The following is an 18,450-nucleotide window of genomic DNA, read 5'->3' as shown; positions in this document are numbered from 1 at the left end:
TTGTTCTCCTTAGCGGCCCAGCCAGACGAACCACGTCATGAGGACGAAGACCCCCAGGAGCATGGCCAACGCGTAGTGATACAGGTAGCCCGATTGCGCGCGGCGCACCACGCCGGCGACCCAGCCGACCAGGCGCGCGCTGCCGTTGACCACCGCCCCGTCGATCACGGCCTGATCGCCGCCCTTCCACAGCCCGATCCCGATGCCGCGCGTCAGGCGCGCCAGCACGTTCTCGTTGAACCAGTCCATGTAGTACTTGTTTTCCAGGATCGTGTAGATCGGACGGAACGCGCGCGCGATCTTCGCCGGCAGCGCGGTGTTGACCAGGTACAGGTAGTACGCCAGTGCCACGCCGGCGACGGCCAGCCAGAACACCGGCGTCATGAAGCCGTGCAGCGCCATCGCCACCGGGCCGTGCCAGATCTTCGCCAGTTCGGCCATGGCCGGGTGGCGCGCCGCGTCGACCAGGATCGAGTCCTTGAAGAAGTCGCCGAACAGCATCGGGCCGATGGTCAGGAAGCCGATCACCACCGAGGGGAAAGCCAGCAGCAGCAGCGGCACGGTCACGACCCAGGGCGACTCGTGCGGCTTGTGGTGCTCCTCCTGGTGGTGGTGCGGATCGGGCTCCTCGGCCGGGTCGTGCGCGTGCGCCGGGACCTGGTCGAAGCGCTCCTTGCCATGGAACACCAGGAAGTACATCCGGAACGAATAGAACGCGGTGACGAACACGCCGGCCATGACGGCGAAGTAGGCGAAGCCGGCGCCCGGCAGCGTGCTGTGGTGCACCGCCTCGATGATGCTGTCCTTCGAGTAGAAGCCCGAGAAGAACGGCGTGCCGATCAGCGCCAGCGACCCCAGCAGCGAGGTGATCCAGGTGATGGGCATGTACTTGCGCAGCCCGCCCATCCAGCGGATGTCCTGGTTGTGGTGCACGCCGATGATCACCGAGCCGGCCGCCAGGAACAGCAGTGCCTTGAAGAAGGCGTGCGTCATCAGGTGGAACACGGCGACCGAGTAGGCCGAGGCGCCCAGCGCCACCGTCATGTAGCCCAGCTGCGACAGCGTGGAGTAGGCGACGACGCGCTTGATGTCGTTCTGGATCACGCCCAGGAAGCCCATGAACAGGGCCGTGATGGCGCCGATCACCAGGATGAAGGACAGCGCGGTGTCGGACAGCTCGAAGATCGGCGACATGCGCGCGACCATGAAGATGCCGGCGGTCACCATGGTGGCCGCGTGGATCAGCGCCGAGATCGGGGTCGGGCCCTCCATCGAGTCGGGCAGCCAGACGTGCAGCGGGAACTGCGCGCTCTTGCCCATGGCGCCGATGAACAGGCAGATGCAGATCACGGTGACCAGCATCCACTCGGTGCCCGGGAACTGCAGCGCGGCCAGCTCGCCGGCCTTGGCGAAGGCCTCGGTGTAGTTCAGGGTGCCGGCGAAGGCGGCGATCAGGCCGATGCCCAGGATGAAGCCGAAGTCGCCGACCCGGTTGACCAGAAAGGCCTTCAGGTTGGCGAAGATGGCGCTCGGCTTGTTGTACCAGAAGCCGATCAGCAGGTAGGACACCAGGCCCACCGCCTCCCAGCCGAAGAACAGCTGCAGGAAGTTGTTGCTCATGACCAGCATGAGCATGGAGAAGGTGAACAGCGAGATGTAGGCGAAGAAGCGGTTGTAGCCCTCGTCCTCCTCCATGTACCCGATGGTGTAGATGTGCACCATCAGCGACACGAAGGTCACCACGCACATCATCATGGCAGTCAGGCCGTCGACCAGGAAGCCGACCTCCATCTTCAGGCCGCCCACCACCATCCACTCGTAGATGGTCTCGTTGAAGCGGGCGCCGTCCAGGGCCACGCTCTTGAGCGTCAGGGCCGACAGGATGAAGGCCACCAGCACGCCCAGGATGGTGCAGGTGTGCGACAGGCGCCGCCCGATCCGGTTGCCACCGAAGGTGGTGCCGAAGATGCCGGCGATCGCGGAGCCGGCCAGCGGCGCCAGCGCCACGGCGAGCAGGGTCGATGCGTTGAGGGTTGTAGCCATCGTTTCTTTTTCTCGCAGCCTGCCCCCGTCACGCCGGGCGGCTGGCCCGGCATGACAGCGGCGGACGAATCGTTGTCAGCCTTTCAGCTCGTTCAGCTCTTCGACGCTGATGTTGGACTTGTTGCGGAACAGCAGAACCAGGATGGCCAGGCCGATCGCGGACTCGGCGGCAGCCACCGTCAGGATGAAGAACACGAACACCTGGCCGTGCATGTCGCCCAGGTAGTAGGAGAAGGCGACGAAGTTCATGTTGACGGCCAGCAGCATCAGCTCGATGGCCATCAGCAGGATGATCAGGTTGCGGCGGTTCAGGAAGATGCCCACCACCGACAGCGCGAACAGGATCGCGCCCAGCGACAGGAAGTGGCCCAGCGTGAGCATCATGCCTTGCCTCCTTCGGCGGCGGGGGTTGCCGGCTCGGGTTGCGGCGGTGCGGCCACCACCGGCGGCATCTTGACCACCTGCAGGCGGTCGCTGGCACGCACGCGCACCTGCAGCGACGGGTCGATCCGGCGGTTGTCCTTGCGCTTGCGCAGGGTCAGCGCGATGGCCGAGATGATGGCCACCAGCAGCAGCACTGCGGCCAGCTCCAGCGGGTACAGGTACTGGGTGTACATCAGCTTGCCCAGTTCCTTGGTGTTGGACACCTCGGCGGCCAGCTGGCCGCCGGCCTGCGCGGCCGCCTGCACCGCTGCGGCGCCGCCACGTGGCGCCTCGGCGATGCGAAAGCCCCCCATCAGCACCGCCGCCATCTCCAGCGCGATGACCACGCCGACGACGGCCGCCACCGGGAAGTGCTTCCAGAAACCGGCGCGCAGGGTGTCGGTGTTGATGTCCAGCATCATCACGACGAACAGGAACAGCACCATCACGGCGCCGACGTAGACCAGCACCAGCACGATGGCCAGGAACTCGGCCTTGAGCAGCAGCCAGATGGCGGCGGCCTGGGTGAACGTGAGCACCAGGTACAGCGCGGCGTACACCGGGTTGCGCGCGGTGATGACCCGGAAGGCCGCGAACAGCAGCACCGCCGAGAACAGGTAGAAGAAACCGGTCGTGAAGTCCATGGTCACTTTAGAGGCCACCGCGGAACCGGCTTTGCCGGGCCGCTGTGGCGCCCCTTGAGGGGAGGCGCCGAAGGCGCTTCGGGGTGGTTGTCATTTCTTTACCGGTACTTGGCGTCAGCGGCCCTGCGGGCGGCGATCTCGGCCTCGTAGCGGTCCCCCACGGCCAGCAGCATGTCCTTGGTGTAGTACAGGTCGCCGCGCTTTTCGCCGTGGTACTCGAGGATGTGGGTCTCGACGATCGAGTCGACCGGGCAGCTCTCCTCGCAGAAGCCGCAGAAGATGCACTTGGTCAGGTCGATGTCGTAGCGCGTGGTGCGGCGGGTGCCATCGGCGCGCTGGTCGCTCTCGATGGTGATGGCCAGCGCCGGGCAGACCGCCTCGCACAGCTTGCAGGCGATGCAGCGTTCCTCGCCGTTCTCGTAGCGGCGCAGCGCGTGCAGGCCGCGGAAGCGCGGGGACAGCGGTGTCTTTTCTTCCGGGAACTGCACCGTGATCTTGCGCGCCCAGAAGTACTTGCCCGTGATGCGCAGGCCCTTGAACAGCTCCACCAGCATGAAGCTGGAGAGGAAGTCCTTGAGCGAGAACGCCGAGGGCTGACGTTGCAGGGTATCGGTGGACATGCTTGCGTCCGCTTTACTTCCAGATGTTGTAGGGGGTCTGCATCCACAGGCCCACGACCACCAGCCAGACCAGCGTGACCGGAATGAAGATCTTCCAGCCCAGGCGCATGATCTGGTCGTAGCGGTAGCGCGGGAACGTCGAGCGCACCCACAGGAACATGGTCACGACCACGAAGGTCTTCAGGCCCAGCCAGATCCAGCCGGGAATCCAGGCCAGCACGGCCGAGTCGATCGGGGGCAGCCAGCCGCCCAGGAACATGGTGACGGCCAGGATCGAGACCAGCCACATGTTGGCGTACTCGGCCAGGAAGAACATGGCGAAGCTCATGCCCGAGTACTCGATCATGTGGCCGGCGACGATCTCCGACTCGCCTTCCACCACGTCGAACGGGTGGCGGTTGGTCTCGGCCAGGCCGGAGATGAAATAGACCACGAAGATCGGCAGCAGCGGCAGCCAGTTCCACGACAGGAAGTTCAGCCCCAGGCCGGCGAAGTAGCCCTTGTCCTGGCTGAGCACGATGTCGGTCATGTTCAGGCTGCCCGTGACCATCAGCACCACCACGAAGGCGAAGCCCATCGCGATCTCGTAGCTGATCATCTGGGCCGAGGCGCGCATCGCGCCCAGGAAGGCGTACTTCGAGTTGGACGCCCAGCCGGCGATGATGACGCCGTACACCTCCATCGAGGTGATCGCCAGCAGGAACAGCAGGCCGGCGTTGATGTTGGACAGCGCCAGCTCCGGCCCGAACGGGATCACGGCCCAGGCGGCCAGCGCCGGCATGATGGTCATGATCGGACCGAGCAGGAACAGGCTCTTGTTGGCCGCCGCCGGCAGGATGATTTCCTTGGTCAGCAGCTTCACCGCGTCGGCGATCGGCGTCAGCAGGCCGAACGGGCCGATGCGGTTGGGGCCCGGGCGCAGCTGGGTGAAGCCGATGCCCTTGCGCTCCCAGAGCGTCAGGTAGGCCACGGCGCCCATCAGCGGGGCGACCACCACCACGATCTTGATCAGGTTCCAGACCACCGGCCAGCCGGCGGCGGACCACCAGGGCGCCGCGATCAGACCGTGGCCGTAGCCGTAGATGGCGTCGATCATGCGAGGGCCTCCTGCTGGCCGCGCACCCGCGGCACGCGCTGCGAGGCCGGCAGCGCGGCCTGGCCGTCGGCCGTGAGCTGCAGCGATTCGGCGCGGCGCACGATGCCGTCGAGCTGGTAGATGGCGGCGCTGGCTGGGGTGTCGGCCGGTAGCGAGACATCGATGGCCGCTTGCGTGCGGTTGGACAGCACGTTGCCCTGCACCATCGGCTGGGCGGCATCCGCCTCGCCGCGGGCAGCGGCCAGCACGTCCTGCGCCGACTCGAACTCGAAGCCCTGCAGGCCCAGCAGGTTGCCCAGCACGCGCAGCACCTTCCAGCCCGGGCGCGTCTCGCCCAGCGGCTTGACCACGGCGTGGAACGACTGCACGCGGCCCTCGGCGTTGACGAAGGTGCCGGGCGTTTCGGTCCAGGGCGCGATCGGCAGCAGCACGTCGCTGAACTCCATGTTGGCCATGAAGGGGCTGAGCGTGACCACCATTTCGGCCTGGCCCAGCGCCTCGGCGGCGCGGGCACCGGCGGCCGAATCGAACACCGGCTCGGTGTTCAGCAGGATCGCGGCCTTCAGCCCGCCCGCCGCCAGCATCTGGCCGGCGTTCAGGCCGCCCTCGCCCGGCAGCGCGCCGGCGAGTTGCGCGCCGACGGTGTTGGCCGCTTCGGTCAGGTAGCCGACAGAGGCGCCGGTGGCCTCGCCGATCCACTGCGCCAGCGCCAGCAGCGTGGACGCATTGGCGTGGTGCGCAGCGGCGTTGCCCAGCAGGATGGCCTTGCGCTCGCCCGACAGCAGCGAAGCGGCGATCGCCTTGGCTTCGTCCGTGGCCGTGCCCTTGGCCGGCGCGGCGCCGTTCTTCTCGGCAGCGACGGCCGTGGCGATGTCGGCCAGCGCCTGGGCCCACTGGCCGGCGGGCGCGGTGACCGAGGTGGCCATGGCCATCGCCCAGTCGTGGGCGATGTCGTTGATGCGCGAGACCTGCGCACCCTGATGTGCGGCGGCACGAACGCGCATGGCGAACAGCGGGTGCTCCTTGCGCAGGTTGGAGCCGACCACCAGCACGCGCTGCAGCTGCGACAGCGACGCAATGCTCGTGCCCAGCCAGCGCACGCCTTCGGCCGGCGCGAACTGCGCGTGGCGCAGGCGCGAATCGATGTTCTCGCTGCCCAGCGCGCGCACCAGCCGGCCGGCCAGGAACAGTTCCTCGACGGTGCTGTGCGGGCTGGCCAGCACGCCGACGGAGGCGGCGCCATGGTCGGCCGCCACGTGCTTCAGGCCGTTGGCGACGTATTCCAGCGCGGTCTGCCAGTCGACCGCCTTCCACTCGCCGCCCTGCTTGAGCATGGGCGAGGTCAGGCGGTCGTCGCCGTTCAGGGCTTCGTAGGAGAAGCGGTCGCGGTCGGCCAGCCAGGACTCGTTGACGGCCTCGTTTTCCAGCGGCAGCACGCGCATCACGCGGTTGTTCTTGACCTGCACGATCAGATTGGCGCCGGTGGAGTCGTGCGGGCTGACCGACTTGCGGCGCGACAGCTCCCAGTTGCGCGCGCTGTAGCGGAACGGCTTGCTGGTGAGCGCGCCGACCGGGCACAGGTCGATCATGTTGCCGGACACCTCGGAGTCGACGGTGTCGCCCAGCACGGTGGTGATCTCGGCGTGCTCGCCGCGGTTGACCATGCCCAGCTCCATCACGCCGGCCAGTTCCTGGCCGAAGCGCACGCAGCGGGTGCAGTGGATGCAGCGGCTCATCTCCTCCATGGAGATCAGCGGGCCCACGTCCTTGTGCAGCACCACGCGCTTTTCCTCCTCGTAGCGCGAGGCGGAGGCGCCGTAGCCGACGGCCAGGTCCTGCAGCTGGCATTCGCCGCCCTGGTCGCAGATCGGGCAGTCCAGCGGGTGGTTGATCAGCAGGAACTCCATCACCGTCTGCTGGGCCTTGAGGGCCTTCTCGCTGCGGGTGTGGACCACCATGCCGTTGGTGACCGGGGTGGCGCAAGCCGGCATCGGCTTGGGCGCCTTCTCCACCTCGACCAGGCACATGCGGCAGTTGGCCGCGATGGAGAGCTTCTTGTGGTAGCAGAAGTGCGGGATGTAGGTGCCCGCCTTCTCGGCCGCATGCATGACCATGCTGCCGTCGGGCACCTCGACCTTCTGTCCGTCCAGTGTGATTTCAGCCATGTTTGATGGGCGCATTCAACGCGCCGTTCGCCGCGCCCGCGCCCGCGATGCGGGCCTCGAACTCGTGGCGGAAGTGCTTGAGCATGGCTCGCACCGGCATCGCGGCGGCATCGCCGAGCGCGCAGATGGTGCGGCCCTGGATGTTGTCGGCCACCGAGTCGAGCAGGTCCAGGTCGGCCGGCTTGCCGTGACCGTTGAGGATGCGGTCCTCGACCCGCCACAGCCAGCCCGTGCCCTCGCGGCAGGGCGTGCACTGGCCGCAGGATTCGTGCATGTAGAAGTACGACAGGCGCAGCAGGCTCTCGACCATGTCGCGCGTCTCGTCCATCACGATGACGGCGCCCGAGCCCAGCATCGAGCCGGCCTTGGCGATGGAGTCGTAGTCCATCGTGCACTCCATCATGATGTGCGCCGGCAGCACCGGCGCCGACGATCCGCCCGGGATCACGGCCTTGAGCTTGCGGCCGCCGCGCACGCCGCCGCACAGCTCCAGCAGCTTGCTGAAGGGGGTGCCGAGCGGGACCTCGTAGTTGCCCGGCAGCTCCACGTCGCCCGAGACCGAGAAGATCTTGGTGCCGCCGTTGTTCGGCTTGCCGCATTCGAGGTAGGCCTGGCCGCCGTTGCGGATGATCCAGGGCACCGCCGCGAAGGTCTCGGTGTTGTTGATCGTCGTGGGCTTGCCGTACAGGCCGAAGCTGGCCGGGAACGGCGGCTTGAAGCGCGGCTGGCCCTTCTTGCCCTCGAGCGACTCCAGCAGCGCGGTCTCCTCGCCGCAGATGTAGGCGCCGAAGCCGTGGAAGGCATGCAGCTGGAACGAGAAGTTCGAGCCGAGGATGTTGTCGCCCAGCAGGCCGGCCGCCCTCGCCTCTTCCAGCGCTTCCTCGAAGCGCTCGTAGACCTGGAAGATCTCGCCGTGGATGTAGTTGTAGCCCACCGAGATGCCCATGGCGTAGGCCGCGATGGCCATGCCCTCGATCACGATGTGCGGGTTGTAGGCCAGGATGTCGCGGTCCTTGCAGGTGCCCGGCTCGCCCTCGTCGGAGTTGCACACCAGGTACTTCTGCCCGGGGAACTGGCGCGGCATGAAGCTCCACTTCAGCCCGGTCGGGAAGCCCGCGCCGCCGCGGCCGCGCAGCGCCGACTCCTTGACGGTGGCGATCACCTGGTCGGGCGTCAGGCCTTCCTTGAGGATCTTGCGCAGCGCCTGGTAGCCGTCGCGCGCCTCGTAGTCCTTCAGGCGCCAGTTGGTGCCGTCCAGGCCGGCGTAGATCTGCGGCTCGATGTGGCGGCCATGGAAGCAGGTCTGCACGCCCGTGGCCTGGAACTGCGCCAGCACTTGTTGTGCGTTCATGCCGCGCCCTCCGCCTTGCGCAAGCCGTCGACCAGCTCGTCGAGCTTGTCGGCGCTCATGAAGCTGCACATGGTGCGGTCGTTGACCAGCATCACCGGCGAGTCGGCGCAGGCGCCCAGGCACTCGCTTTGCTGCAGCGTGAACAGGCCGTCGGGCGTGGTCTCGCCCATCTTGATGCCCAGGCGCTGCTCCAGGTGGTGCAGCGCCTTGGCGCCGTCGCGCAGCTGGCACGGCAGGTTGGTGCAGACGTTCAGCTTGTACTTGCCGACCGGCCGCTGGTTGTACATGTTGTAGAAGGTCGTGACCTCGTGCACCGCGATCGCGGGCATGCCCAGGTAGGCCGCGATCTCGCTTTCGGCCTCGCGGGTGACGTGGCCCTGCTCCTGCTGCACGATGGCCAGGCAGGCCATCACGGCGGACTGCTTCTGGTCCGCGGGGTACTTGGCCACTTCGCGGTCAAAGCGGCTCTTCATGCTGTCCGTGATCATCTGTCGATTTCTCCGAACACGATGTCCATGGTGCCGATGATCGCCACGGCATCGGAAATCATGTGGCCGCTCGACATCTCGTCCATCGCGGCCAGGTGCGCGAAGCCCGGCGGGCGGATCTTCAGGCGGTAGGGCTTGTTGGCGCCGTCGCTGACGATGTAGATGCCGAACTCGCCCTTGGGGTGCTCCACCGCCGCGTAGGCCTCGCCCTCGGGCACGCGCATGCCTTCGGAGAACAGCTTGAAGTGGTGGATCAGCTCCTCCATGTTGGTCTTCATGCTCTCGCGGTCGGGCGGCGCCACCTTGTGGTTGTCGGTGATCACCGGGCCCGGGTTGGCCCGCAGCCACGCCACGCACTGCTTGATGATGCGGTTGGCCTCGCGCATCTCCTGCACGCGCACCAGGTAGCGGTCGTAGCAGTCGCCGGTCTTGCCCACCGGCACGTCGAAGTCCATCTTGTCGTAGACCTCGTAGGGCTGGGTCTTGCGCAGGTCCCAGGCGACGCCCGAGCCGCGCAGCATCGGGCCGGTGAAGCCCAGGTTGAGCGCGCGCTCCGGCGTGACCACGCCCACGCCCACGGTGCGCTGCTTCCAGATGCGGTTGTCCGTCAGCAGCGTCTCGTACTCGTCGACGTAGCCGGGGAAGCGCTGGGTGAAGGCGTCGATGAAGTCCAGCAGCGAGCCCTGCCGGTCCTCGTTCATGCGGTCGATCTCGCGCTGGTTGCGGACCTTGCTGGCCTTGTACTGCGGCATGCTGTCCGGCAGGTCGCGGTAGACACCGCCCGGGCGGTAGTAGGCCGCGTGCATGCGCGCGCCCGAGACCGCCTCGTACATGTCGAAGATGTCCTCGCGCTCGCGGAAGCAGTAGATCAGCATGTTCATGGCGCCGCAGTCCAGCCCGTGCGCGCCGAGCCACATCAGGTGGTTCAGCAGCCGGGTGAGCTCGTCGAACATGACGCGGATGTACTGCGCGCGCACCGGCACCTCGATGCCCATCAGCTTCTCGATGGCCAGGCAGTAGGCGTGCTCGTTGGACATCATCGAAACGTAGTCCAGCCGGTCCATGTAGGGCAGCGACTGGATGTACGTGCGCGTCTCGGCCAGCTTCTCGGTGGCGCGGTGCAGCAGGCCGATGTGCGGGTCGGCGCGCTGGATCACCTCGCCGTCGAGCTCCAGCACCAGGCGCAGCACGCCGTGCGCGGCCGGGTGCTGCGGGCCGAAGTTGAGCGTGTAGTTCTTGATCTCAGCCATGGTTGTCGAGGCCCCGTCCGGCCTGGAGTCCTCCGTAGTTCTCTTCCCGGATGATGCGCGGCGTGATCTCGCGCGGCTCGATGCTCACGGGCTGGTAGATCACGCGCTGGCGCTCGGGGTCGTAGCGCATCTCCACGTGGCCGGAGATCGGGAAGTCCTTGCGGAACGGGTGGCCGATGAAGCCGTAGTCGGTGAGGATGCGGCGCAGGTCGACGTGGCCCTCGAACACGATGCCGAACAGGTCGAAGGCCTCGCGCTCGAACCAGTTGGCCGAGGCCCACAAGGTGGTCAGCGAATCGACCAGCGGCAGTTCGTCGTCGGCGCAGAACACGCGCAGGCGCACCCGCTGGTTCAGGCTGACCGACAGCAGGTGCGACACCACCGCGTAGCGCAGGCCGTCCCAGGCGCCGTTGCCGTAGTCGGAGTAATCGACGCCGCACAGGTCGAGCAGCTGCTCGAAGCGGCAGGCGGGGTGGTCGCGCAGCGCCTGCGCGGCCTGCAGGTACTTGTCGGCGGCGACGGTGACCGTCACTTCACCGAGCTTGAGGTCCACCCGCCGGGCCAGCGGACCCAGGACTTCGGTGATGGTGGCTTGCAGCGCGGCGGGATCGACCGCAAAGGACGTGGGGGCGGTCATCGGTTCAGGCACGCGCGATGGTCTGGGTGCGGCGGATCTTCTGCTGCAGCTGGATGATCCCGTAGAGCAGCGCCTCGGCGGTCGGGGGGCAGCCGGGGACGTAGACATCGACCGGCACGATGCGGTCGCAACCGCGCACCACCGAGTAGCTGTAGTGGTAGTAGCCGCCGCCGTTGGCGCAGGTGCCCATGGACAGCACCCAGCGCGGCTCGGGCATCTGGTCGTAGACCTTGCGCAGCGCCGGCGCCATCTTGTTGCACAGCGTGCCGGCCACGATCATCAGGTCCGACTGCCGCGGACTGGGCCGGAACAGCATGCCGAAGCGGTCGATGTCGTAGCGGGCCGCGCCCGCGTGCATCATCTCCACCGCGCAGCAGGCCAGCCCGAAGGTCATCGGCCACAGCGAGCCGGTCTTGGCCCAGTTGATGACGCTGTCCACGGTCGTCGTGACGACGCCCTTGTCGAGGATGCCTTCTTTAGCCATTGCGTTGAGAGTCCGTTGCGGGGCGCGGGAGCTTCACTCCCAGTCGAGCGCGCCCTTCTTCCATTCGTAGATGAAGCCGACCACCAGGATCGCCAGGAAGACCATCACGGCCCAGAAGCCGGCCGGCCCGATCTCCTTGAGCGCGACGGCCCAGGGGAAGAGGAACGCGATCTCCAGGTCGAACAGGATGAACAGGATCGCCACGAGGTAGTAGCGCACGTCGAACTTCATGCGCGCGTCCTCGAAGGCCTCGAAGCCGCATTCGTAGGGGGAGTTCTTGGCCGGATCGGGCTTGTGCAGGCCGGTGGCGCCGGCGAAGGCCCATCCCAGCACCTGCGGCAGGACCCCGACCGCAACGCCCACCAGGATGAACAGGAGGACAGGCAGGTACTGGTCAAGGTTCATTGCGGGACTCTGCTCAGCTCGCGGGCCGCCTTGCGCGGCCCGCGGCTCTTGGTTCTGGTGCCGTCGGCGAGACTCGAACTCGCACAGCTTTCGCCACTACCCCCTCAAGATAGCGTGTCTACCAATTTCACCACGACGGCGTTTGTGGTTTCCCGGTGCCAATGAGGCTTTGTTGTTGGCTTCCGGGCAGCCTTGGAGTTTACCCCGAATCCCCTTGCCGTCCCGCTGTGGCAAGGGGGATTAGGTAGAGCTACTTGCGCGGGATCAGCCCCGGCCTACTTGCCGGGAATCTGCGCTGCGCCGCCAGCGCCGGCGGGCGCGGCCGGGGCGGCCGGCGTCGCCGGTGCCGCGGGGGCCGGAGCGGCAGCGCCGCCCGCGGCCGGCGCGGCGCCGGGGATCTGTGCCGCCGCACCCGAGGCGGCCGGCGCGGGCGCCGGAGCCGGGGCGGTGGCGGGCGCGCGGTCGAGCACGCTGCCCGAGTCGGGCGCGCCGCGGTAGTTGCCCAGGTAGGCCAGCGCCAGCGTGCAGACGAAGAACACGGTGGCCAGCACGGCGGTGGTGCGCGACAGGAAGTTGGCGCTGCCGCTGGCGCCGAACAGGCTGCCCGAGCTGCCGCTGCCGAAGGCGGCGCCCATGTCGGCGCCCTTGCCGTGCTGGATCAGGATCAGGCCGACCATGACCAGCGCCGACAGGATCTGCACGGCAAGGAGGGCGGTGAGAAGCACATTCATTTTCGGTTCACTCCGGAGGGATGGGGCGCCGGCCTCAGCCGGCGGCCGCGATGATCTGCAGGAAGTCGGCGGACTTGAGCGACGCGCCGCCGATCAGGCCGCCGTCGATGTCGGGCTGGGCCAGCAGGCTGGCCGCATTGGCCGCGTTCATGCTGCCGCCGTAGAGGATGGCCACGCGGTCAGCGTGGGTGGTGGCGGCGCGCAACTGCGCGCGCAGCACCGCGTGCACCTGCTGCGCCTGCTCGGGCGTGGCGGTGCGGCCGGTGCCGATGGCCCAGACCGGCTCGTAGGCCACCACGACCTCGCTGATGCAGGGGCCATTGGCATGGACCACGGCGGCCAGCTGGCGCTTGACGACCTCCTCGGTGTAACCGCCTTCGCGCTCGGCCAGGGTCTCGCCGACGCAGACGATGGGCGTGATGCCGTGGGCCAGCGCCGCCTTGGCCTTCTCGGCCACCGTTTCGTCGGTCTCGCCGTGGTACTGGCGGCGCTCGGAGTGGCCGACGATGGCGTAGCGCACGCCGAATTCCTTGAGCATGGGGGCCGACACCTCGCCGGTGTAGGCGCCCTGCTCGTGGCGCGACACATCCTGCGCGCCCAGCTCCAGCGCCGAGCCCTGGCGCAGCGCCTGCACCTGCGCCAGGTAGGGCGCCGGCACGCAGACGGCCGCCTGGCAGGCTGCGCCGTGCAGGCCGTCCACCACGGCGCGCACCAGCGCCTGGTTGGCGGCCAGGCTGCCATTCATCTTCCAGTTGCCGGCAATCAGCTTCTTCTTCATGTCAGTTGCTCCACCGCGCGCGGCACGACGCGCGCCGTTCGAAATCGCACGGCCTGGTCCAGTGCCACCGAGGAACCGGCTCCGCCGGGCCGCTGGTGGCGCCCCTTGAGGGGAGGCGCCGAAGGCGCTTCGGGGTGGTCGTCACTTCACCAGGTCAGGACGATCTTGCCAATGTGGCGGTTCGACTCCATCAGCTCGTGCGCCTGCGCGGCGTCGGCCGCCGCGAACACGCGGTGCACCATCGGGCGCACCGTGCCGGCGGCCAGCAGCGGCCACACCTTCTCGCGCAGCGAGGCGGCGATGGCCGCCTTGAAGGCGACCGGCCGCGGCCGCAGCGTCGAGCCGGTCACCGTGAGGCGCCGGCGCAGCACCAGCCCGGCATCGAGGTTTGCCTTGACGCCGCCCTGCACGGCAATGATGACCAGCCGGCCGTCATCGGCCAGGCAGCTGACCTCCCGCGCGACGTAGTCGCCCGCCACCATGTCCAGGATCACATCGACGCCGCGGCCGCCGGTGAGGCTCCGCGCTTCCTCGGCGAAATCCTGCGTGCGGTAGTTGATCGCGTGGTCTGCGCCGATCTGGAGGCAGGCGGCGCACTTCTCGTCGCTGCCGGCGGTGGCGATCACCGTCGCGCCGAAGGCCTTGCCCAGCTGGATGGCGGTGACGCCGATGCCGCTGGTGCCGCCCTGCACCAGCAGGGTCTCGCCCGGCTGCAGGCGGCCGCGGTCGAAGACGTTGCTCCAGACCGTGAAGAAGGTCTCCGGCAGCGACGCCGCCTCGACGTACGTCAGGCCTTGCGGCACCGGCAGGCACTGGGCGACCGGCACGACGCACAGTTCGGCGTAGCCGCCGCCGGCCACCAGGGCGCAGACGGCCTGGCCCACTTGCAGGCCGGCCTGGGCCATGGCCTGCGCGTCGCCGGCGACGATCTCGCCGGCGATCTCGAGGCCGGGGATGTCGGACGCGCCGGGCGGCGGCGGGTATTTCCCGGCGCGCTGCAGCACGTCGGGGCGGTTGATGCCGCTGGCCGCCACGCGGACCAGCACCTCGCCCGGCCCCGCCACGGGGTCAGGCCGTTCGCCCACACACAGCACCTCGGGGGCGCCGGGACGGGTGATCTCGATGGCTTTCATCCTTGTCTTCCCAAGCAGTCAGGGCGGTTGGACATGGAACCTGTCATGGCGGGCGGCCCGCCATCCATCTCCCCCCGCCGGAACACGGCGCTCGCGCGCCCGGCCAGCCGGCGTTGGATCCCGACGTCGATCGGGATGGCACGCCGGCCGGACTCAGTCCTGCGGATCCAGCGTGGACTGCGGCTGCGCGTCCGGACGGTCGCCGCCGTTGCCGCGCTCGCCGTTGAAGTCGCCGCGGTCGCCGCGATCACCACGGTCGCTGCGCTCACCCCGGTAGTCGCCACGATCGCCGCGGTGCTCGCCACGCTCACCCCGGTCGCCGCGCGGCGGGCGGTCGCCACGATCGCGGCGCTCGCGCGGGGGCTGGTCTTCCATGCCGGCCGGGCGCTCGGTCAGCGCCTTCATCGACAGCTTGACGCGGCCCTTGTCGTCGGTCTCCAGCACCTTCACGCGCACCACCTGGCCTTCGCTCAGGTAGTCGGTGACCTTCTCGACCCGCTCGTGGGCGATCTGGCTGATGTGCAGCAGGCCGTCCTTGCCGGGCAGCAGGTTGATCAGCGCGCCGAAGTCCAGGATCTTGGTGACCGGGCCTTCGTAGACCTTGCCGATCTCCACTTCCGCGGTGATCTGCTCGATGCGCAGCCTGGCCTCTTCCGCCTTGGCCGGATCGGTCGAGGCGATGGTGATGGTGCCGTCCTCGTCGATGTTGATCTGGCAGCCGGTCTCGTCGGTCAGGCCGCGGATCACCGAGCCGCCCTTGCCGATCACGTCGCGGATCTTCTCCGGGTTGATCTTCATGGTGTACAGGCGCGGCGCGAAGCTGCTGATCTCGGTCTTGGCCTCGCCCATGGCGGCCTGCATCTTGCCCAGGATGTGCATGCGCGCTTCCTTGGCCTGCGCCAGGGCGACCTGCATGATCTCCTTGGTGATGCCCTGGATCTTGATGTCCATCTGCAGGGCGGTGATGCCGTTGGTGGTGCCGGCCACCTTGAAGTCCATGTCGCCCAGGTGGTCCTCGTCGCCCAGGATGTCGGTCAGCACCGCGAAGCGGTTGTCTTCCTTGATCAGGCCCATGGCGATGCCGGCCACGTGCGCCTTCATGGGCACGCCGGCATCCATCAGCGACAGGCAGCCGCCGCACACCGAGGCCATCGACGACGAGCCGTTCGACTCGGTGATCTCGGAGACCACGCGGATGGTGTAGGGGAACTCGTCCTTGGACGGCAGGCAGGCGACCAGCGCCCGCTTGGCCAGGCGGCCGTGGCCGACCTCGCGCCGCTTGGTGCTGCCCATGCGGCCCACTTCGCCGGTGGCGAAGGGGGGCATGTTGTAGTGGAACAGGAAGCGGTCCTCGAACTCGCCGGCCAGCGCGTCGATGCGCTGGGCGTCGCGCTCGGTGCCCAGGGTGGTGACCACCAGCGCCTGCGTCTCGCCGCGGGTGAACAGCGCCGAGCCGTGGGTGCGCGGCAGCACGCCGTTGCGGATCTCGATCGGGCGCACGGTGCGGGTGTCGCGGCCGTCGATGCGCGGCTCGCCGGCCAGGATCTGGCTGCGCACGATGCGCGACTCGATGCCGAACAGCAGGTCGTCGACCTTGACCGCGTCGAACTCGACGCCCTGCTCCTTCAGGCCGGCGTGCACGGCGGCGTTGGCCTCGCGCAGGGCCTGGGTGCGGGCCTGCTTGCTGCGGATCTGGTAGGCGGCGCGCAGCTTTTCCTCGCCCAATTGCTCGACCTTGGCGATGAAGGCCTCGTCGCGGGCCGGCGGCTGCCAGTCCCACAGCGGCTTGCCGGCTTCGCGCACCAGCTCGTGGATGGCGTCGATGGCGATCTTGCCCTGCTGGTGGCCGAACACCACGGCGCCCAGCATGATTTCCTCGGGCAGCTGCTGCGCCTCGGACTCCACCATCAGCACGGCGGCCTCGGTGCCGGCGACCACCAGGTCGAGCAGCGAGTCCTTGCGCTGGGTCTGGCCCGGGTTGAGCACGTACTCGCCGTTGATGTAGCCGACGCGGGCGGCGCCGATCGGGCCGGCGAACGGAATGCCGGAGATCGCCAGCGCGGCGCTGGTGCCGATCATGGCGGCGATGTCGGCGTCGACCTCGGGGTTGAGCGACACGGTGTGGATCACCACGTGCACTTCGTTGAAGAAGCCTTCAGGGAACAGCGGGCGGATCGGGCGGTCGATCAGGCGGCTGGTCAGCGTCTCCAGCTCGCTGGGCTTGGCCTCGCGCTTGAAGAAGCTGCCGGGGATCTTGCCGGCGGCGTAGGTCTTCTCGATGTAGTCGACCGTCAGCGGGAAGAAGTCCTGGCCCGGCTTGGCGGTCTTGGAGCCGACCACCGTGGCCAGCACCACGGTGTCGTCGATGTTGACCAGCACGGCGCCGGAGGCCTGGCGCGCGATCTCGCCGGTTTCCAGGGTGACCGTGTGCTGGCCCCACTGGAAGGTCTTGGTGACTTTGTTGAAGATGGACATGTGTGCGTTCTCTCTCGGTGGGATGGAGAGCCGGAACCGAACGCGATGCCATTCCTGGGAGGCTAGCTCCTAGCCCCCGAGGAATGACACAGCGCGCGCCCTTTCCGCTTCTCCGATGTGCAAAGCGCCTGAGCCAGCAACAGCCAACCCAGGCGCCCTGCGTTTCTCGAAAGCCTGCTTACTTGCGCAGGCCCAGCTTGCCGATCAGCGCGGTGTAGCGGTCGGCATCCTTGTCCTTCAGGTAGGCCAGCAGGCGCTTGCGGCGGTTCACCATGCGCAGCAGGCCGCGGCGGCCATGGTGGTCCTTGGCGTGGGTCTTGAAGTGGGGGGTCAGCTCGTTGATGCGGGCGGTCAGCAGCGCGACCTGCACTTCGGGGCTGCCGGTGTCGCCGGTGCCACGCGAATGCGCAGCGACGACCTCGGCCTTGTTGATGGCGGACATCTGGATTTCCTTTGTTGGGGGTTTCACTTGCGCTCGGGGCTGGAAGGGCCCCGGCGTGCTGTCCTGCAGCCCTGGTGGGCGCAGAACCGGTGGATTGTACACGCGGAGCGCCGCTCAGCCCTGCCGGCCAAGCCAGCCCTGCAGCCGCTCCACCCCCCGGTCCAGCCGGGCCGGGTCCTTCGAGGCGAAGCACCAGCGCAGCCAGCCCTGCGCCTGCGGCGCGAAGGCGTTGCCCGGCGCAATGCCCAGGCCGGCCTCGACCACCAGCCGCTTGGCCAGCTTGAGCGAGTCGCCGAAGCCGCCGAGCTTGAAGAACGCGTACATGCCGCCCGCGGGCAGGGCCAGCTCCACGCCCGGCAGGGCCTGCAGCTGCGGCACCAGCCGGTCACGGCAGGCCTTCAGGTGGGCCACCACCCGCGGCGTGACCTCGGCCGTGCGCTGCACCGCCGCCAGCCCGGCGCGCTGGGTGAACACACTGGCGCAGGAGGTGTTGAACTCGATCAGCTTGCCCATGGGGTGGGTCATGGCCGCCGGCATCACCAGCCAGCCCAGCCGCCACCCGGTCATCAGGAAGCTCTTGGAGAAGCTGTGCGCCACCACCAGCCGGTCGTCCGGGCCGGCGATGTCGAGGAAGCTGGGCGCACAGCCGGTCTCCGTCGGCCCGTAGTACAGCCGCTCGTAGACCTCGTCGGCCAGGATCCAGGTGCCGGTGCGCCGGCAGTGGTCCAGGATGGCCTGCTGCTCGGCCCGGGTCAGGGTCCAGCCGGTCGGGTTGTTCGGCGCATTCAGGATCAGCAGCTTGGTGCCCGGGCGCACCGCGTCCAGCAGCTGCGCCAGGTCCAGCTTCCAGGCGCCGGCCTGGGGCTGCAGCGACACCCGGCGCAGCCGGGCGCCCAGGATCAGCGGCTGGGCCGTCAGGTTGGGCCAGACCGGCGTGACCGCCACCACGTCGTCGCCGGCCTCCACCAGCATCTGCATGGCCAGCATCAGCGCGTTGACGCCGCCGGAGGTGATGGCGATGCGCTCGCTGCCCATCGGCCCGTGCAGCCGCGAGGTGTAGGCCGCCACCGCCTCGCGCAGCTCCGCCAGGCCCAGGTTGTGGGCATAGAAGGTCTCGCCGGCGCGGATCGATTCGATGGCGGCTTCGCGGATGAAATCCGGCGTGACCTCGTCGCTCTCGCCGAACCAGAACGCCAGCACATCGCTGCGGCCGATGCCGGCATTGGCCACCTCGCGGATCTTGGATTCCTCGAGGTTCAGGATGGCTGGGCGCATGGCGGCTCCT

General features: G+C 68.3%; 18 protein-coding genes and 1 tRNA gene. All 19 read right to left on the bottom strand.

Annotated features, from left to right (window positions below):
* Nucleotides 1-9: 9 nt before the first annotated feature.
* Nucleotides 10-2,043, bottom strand: coding sequence for an NADH-quinone oxidoreductase subunit L (gene nuoL / locus PE066_RS18730; protein ID WP_271234042.1), 2,034 nt, complete (start codon nucleotides 2,041-2,043; stop codon nucleotides 10-12).
* A gap of 75 nt (nucleotides 2,044-2,118) precedes the next feature.
* Nucleotides 2,119-2,427, bottom strand: coding sequence for an NADH-quinone oxidoreductase subunit NuoK (gene nuoK, locus PE066_RS18725; RefSeq protein ID WP_271234041.1), 309 nt, complete (start codon nucleotides 2,425-2,427; stop codon nucleotides 2,119-2,121).
* Nucleotides 2,424-3,110, bottom strand: coding sequence for an NADH-quinone oxidoreductase subunit J (locus tag PE066_RS18720; RefSeq protein ID WP_271234040.1), 687 nt, complete (start codon nucleotides 3,108-3,110; stop codon nucleotides 2,424-2,426). Before PE066_RS18720 ends, nuoK begins: the two co-directional genes overlap by 4 nt.
* A gap of 98 nt (nucleotides 3,111-3,208) precedes the next feature.
* Nucleotides 3,209-3,730, bottom strand: coding sequence for an NADH-quinone oxidoreductase subunit NuoI (gene nuoI, locus PE066_RS18715; RefSeq protein ID WP_271234039.1), 522 nt, complete (start codon nucleotides 3,728-3,730; stop codon nucleotides 3,209-3,211).
* A 13-nt stretch (nucleotides 3,731-3,743) separates the two neighbouring features.
* Nucleotides 3,744-4,826 (bottom strand): NADH-quinone oxidoreductase subunit NuoH, encoded by a 1,083-nt coding sequence (gene nuoH / locus PE066_RS18710; protein ID WP_271234038.1) that lies wholly within the window; start codon nucleotides 4,824-4,826, stop codon nucleotides 3,744-3,746.
* Complete coding sequence (gene nuoG / locus PE066_RS18705) at nucleotides 4,823-6,991, bottom strand: NADH-quinone oxidoreductase subunit NuoG (protein WP_271234037.1); 2,169 nt, start codon at nucleotides 6,989-6,991, stop codon at nucleotides 4,823-4,825. The genes nuoH and nuoG overlap by 4 nt, the downstream gene beginning before the upstream one ends.
* Entirely contained in the window at nucleotides 6,984-8,342 is a 1,359-nt protein-coding gene (gene nuoF / locus PE066_RS18700) for an NADH-quinone oxidoreductase subunit NuoF (protein WP_271234036.1), read from the bottom strand. The genes nuoG and nuoF overlap by 8 nt, the downstream gene beginning before the upstream one ends.
* Nucleotides 8,339-8,830, bottom strand: a complete 492-nt coding sequence (gene nuoE / locus PE066_RS18695; protein ID WP_271234035.1) for an NADH-quinone oxidoreductase subunit NuoE — start codon at nucleotides 8,828-8,830, stop codon at nucleotides 8,339-8,341. Before nuoE ends, nuoF begins: the two co-directional genes overlap by 4 nt.
* A complete protein-coding gene (locus PE066_RS18690) occupies nucleotides 8,827-10,080 on the bottom strand; it encodes an NADH-quinone oxidoreductase subunit D (RefSeq protein ID WP_271234034.1) in 1,254 nt (417 codons plus the stop codon). The genes nuoE and PE066_RS18690 overlap by 4 nt, the downstream gene beginning before the upstream one ends.
* On the bottom strand, nucleotides 10,073-10,717 hold the full coding sequence (locus PE066_RS18685; protein WP_271234033.1) for an NADH-quinone oxidoreductase subunit C: 645 nt from the start codon (nucleotides 10,715-10,717) through the stop codon (nucleotides 10,073-10,075). Before PE066_RS18685 ends, PE066_RS18690 begins: the two co-directional genes overlap by 8 nt.
* Nucleotides 10,718-10,721: 4 nt before the next feature.
* Nucleotides 10,722-11,201: a NuoB/complex I 20 kDa subunit family protein gene (locus tag PE066_RS18680; RefSeq protein WP_135263744.1), complete on the bottom strand. Its 480-nt coding sequence runs from the start codon at nucleotides 11,199-11,201 to the stop codon at nucleotides 10,722-10,724.
* Nucleotides 11,202-11,234: 33 nt separating this feature from the next.
* Nucleotides 11,235-11,606 (bottom strand): NADH-quinone oxidoreductase subunit A, encoded by a 372-nt coding sequence (locus PE066_RS18675; RefSeq protein ID WP_271234032.1) that lies wholly within the window; start codon nucleotides 11,604-11,606, stop codon nucleotides 11,235-11,237.
* Between the two features lie 55 nt (nucleotides 11,607-11,661).
* Nucleotides 11,662-11,746: transfer RNA gene (locus tag PE066_RS18670), tRNA-Leu, on the bottom strand.
* A gap of 135 nt (nucleotides 11,747-11,881) precedes the next feature.
* Nucleotides 11,882-12,337, bottom strand: a complete 456-nt coding sequence (gene secG / locus PE066_RS18665) for a preprotein translocase subunit SecG (RefSeq protein ID WP_271234031.1) — start codon at nucleotides 12,335-12,337, stop codon at nucleotides 11,882-11,884.
* Between the two features lie 34 nt (nucleotides 12,338-12,371).
* Nucleotides 12,372-13,115, bottom strand: coding sequence for a triose-phosphate isomerase (tpiA, locus tag PE066_RS18660; RefSeq protein ID WP_271234030.1), 744 nt, complete (start codon nucleotides 13,113-13,115; stop codon nucleotides 12,372-12,374).
* 146 nt (nucleotides 13,116-13,261) lie between these two features.
* Nucleotides 13,262-14,248: an NAD(P)H-quinone oxidoreductase gene (locus PE066_RS18655; RefSeq protein WP_271234029.1), complete on the bottom strand. Its 987-nt coding sequence runs from the start codon at nucleotides 14,246-14,248 to the stop codon at nucleotides 13,262-13,264.
* Between the two features lie 153 nt (nucleotides 14,249-14,401).
* Nucleotides 14,402-16,723, bottom strand: a complete 2,322-nt coding sequence (pnp, locus tag PE066_RS18650) for a polyribonucleotide nucleotidyltransferase (RefSeq protein WP_271234028.1) — start codon at nucleotides 16,721-16,723, stop codon at nucleotides 14,402-14,404.
* Between the two features lie 178 nt (nucleotides 16,724-16,901).
* The gene (gene rpsO / locus PE066_RS18645) at nucleotides 16,902-17,165 is read right to left on the bottom strand and encodes a 30S ribosomal protein S15 (protein WP_271234027.1); all 264 of its coding nucleotides are present in this window, start codon (nucleotides 17,163-17,165) and stop codon (nucleotides 16,902-16,904) included.
* A 114-nt stretch (nucleotides 17,166-17,279) separates the two neighbouring features.
* The gene (locus PE066_RS18640; RefSeq protein ID WP_271234026.1) at nucleotides 17,280-18,440 is read right to left on the bottom strand and encodes a pyridoxal phosphate-dependent aminotransferase; all 1,161 of its coding nucleotides are present in this window, start codon (nucleotides 18,438-18,440) and stop codon (nucleotides 17,280-17,282) included.
* Nucleotides 18,441-18,450: the final 10 nt, after the last annotated feature.

It is taken from the genome of Ramlibacter tataouinensis (assembly GCF_027941915.1).
In the GTDB taxonomy this organism is placed as follows: Bacteria; Pseudomonadota; Gammaproteobacteria; order Burkholderiales; family Burkholderiaceae_C; genus Ramlibacter; species Ramlibacter tataouinensis_C.
Note: the sequence above shows the minus strand (reverse complement) of the source record. Positions and strands in the feature narration are given on the sequence as shown.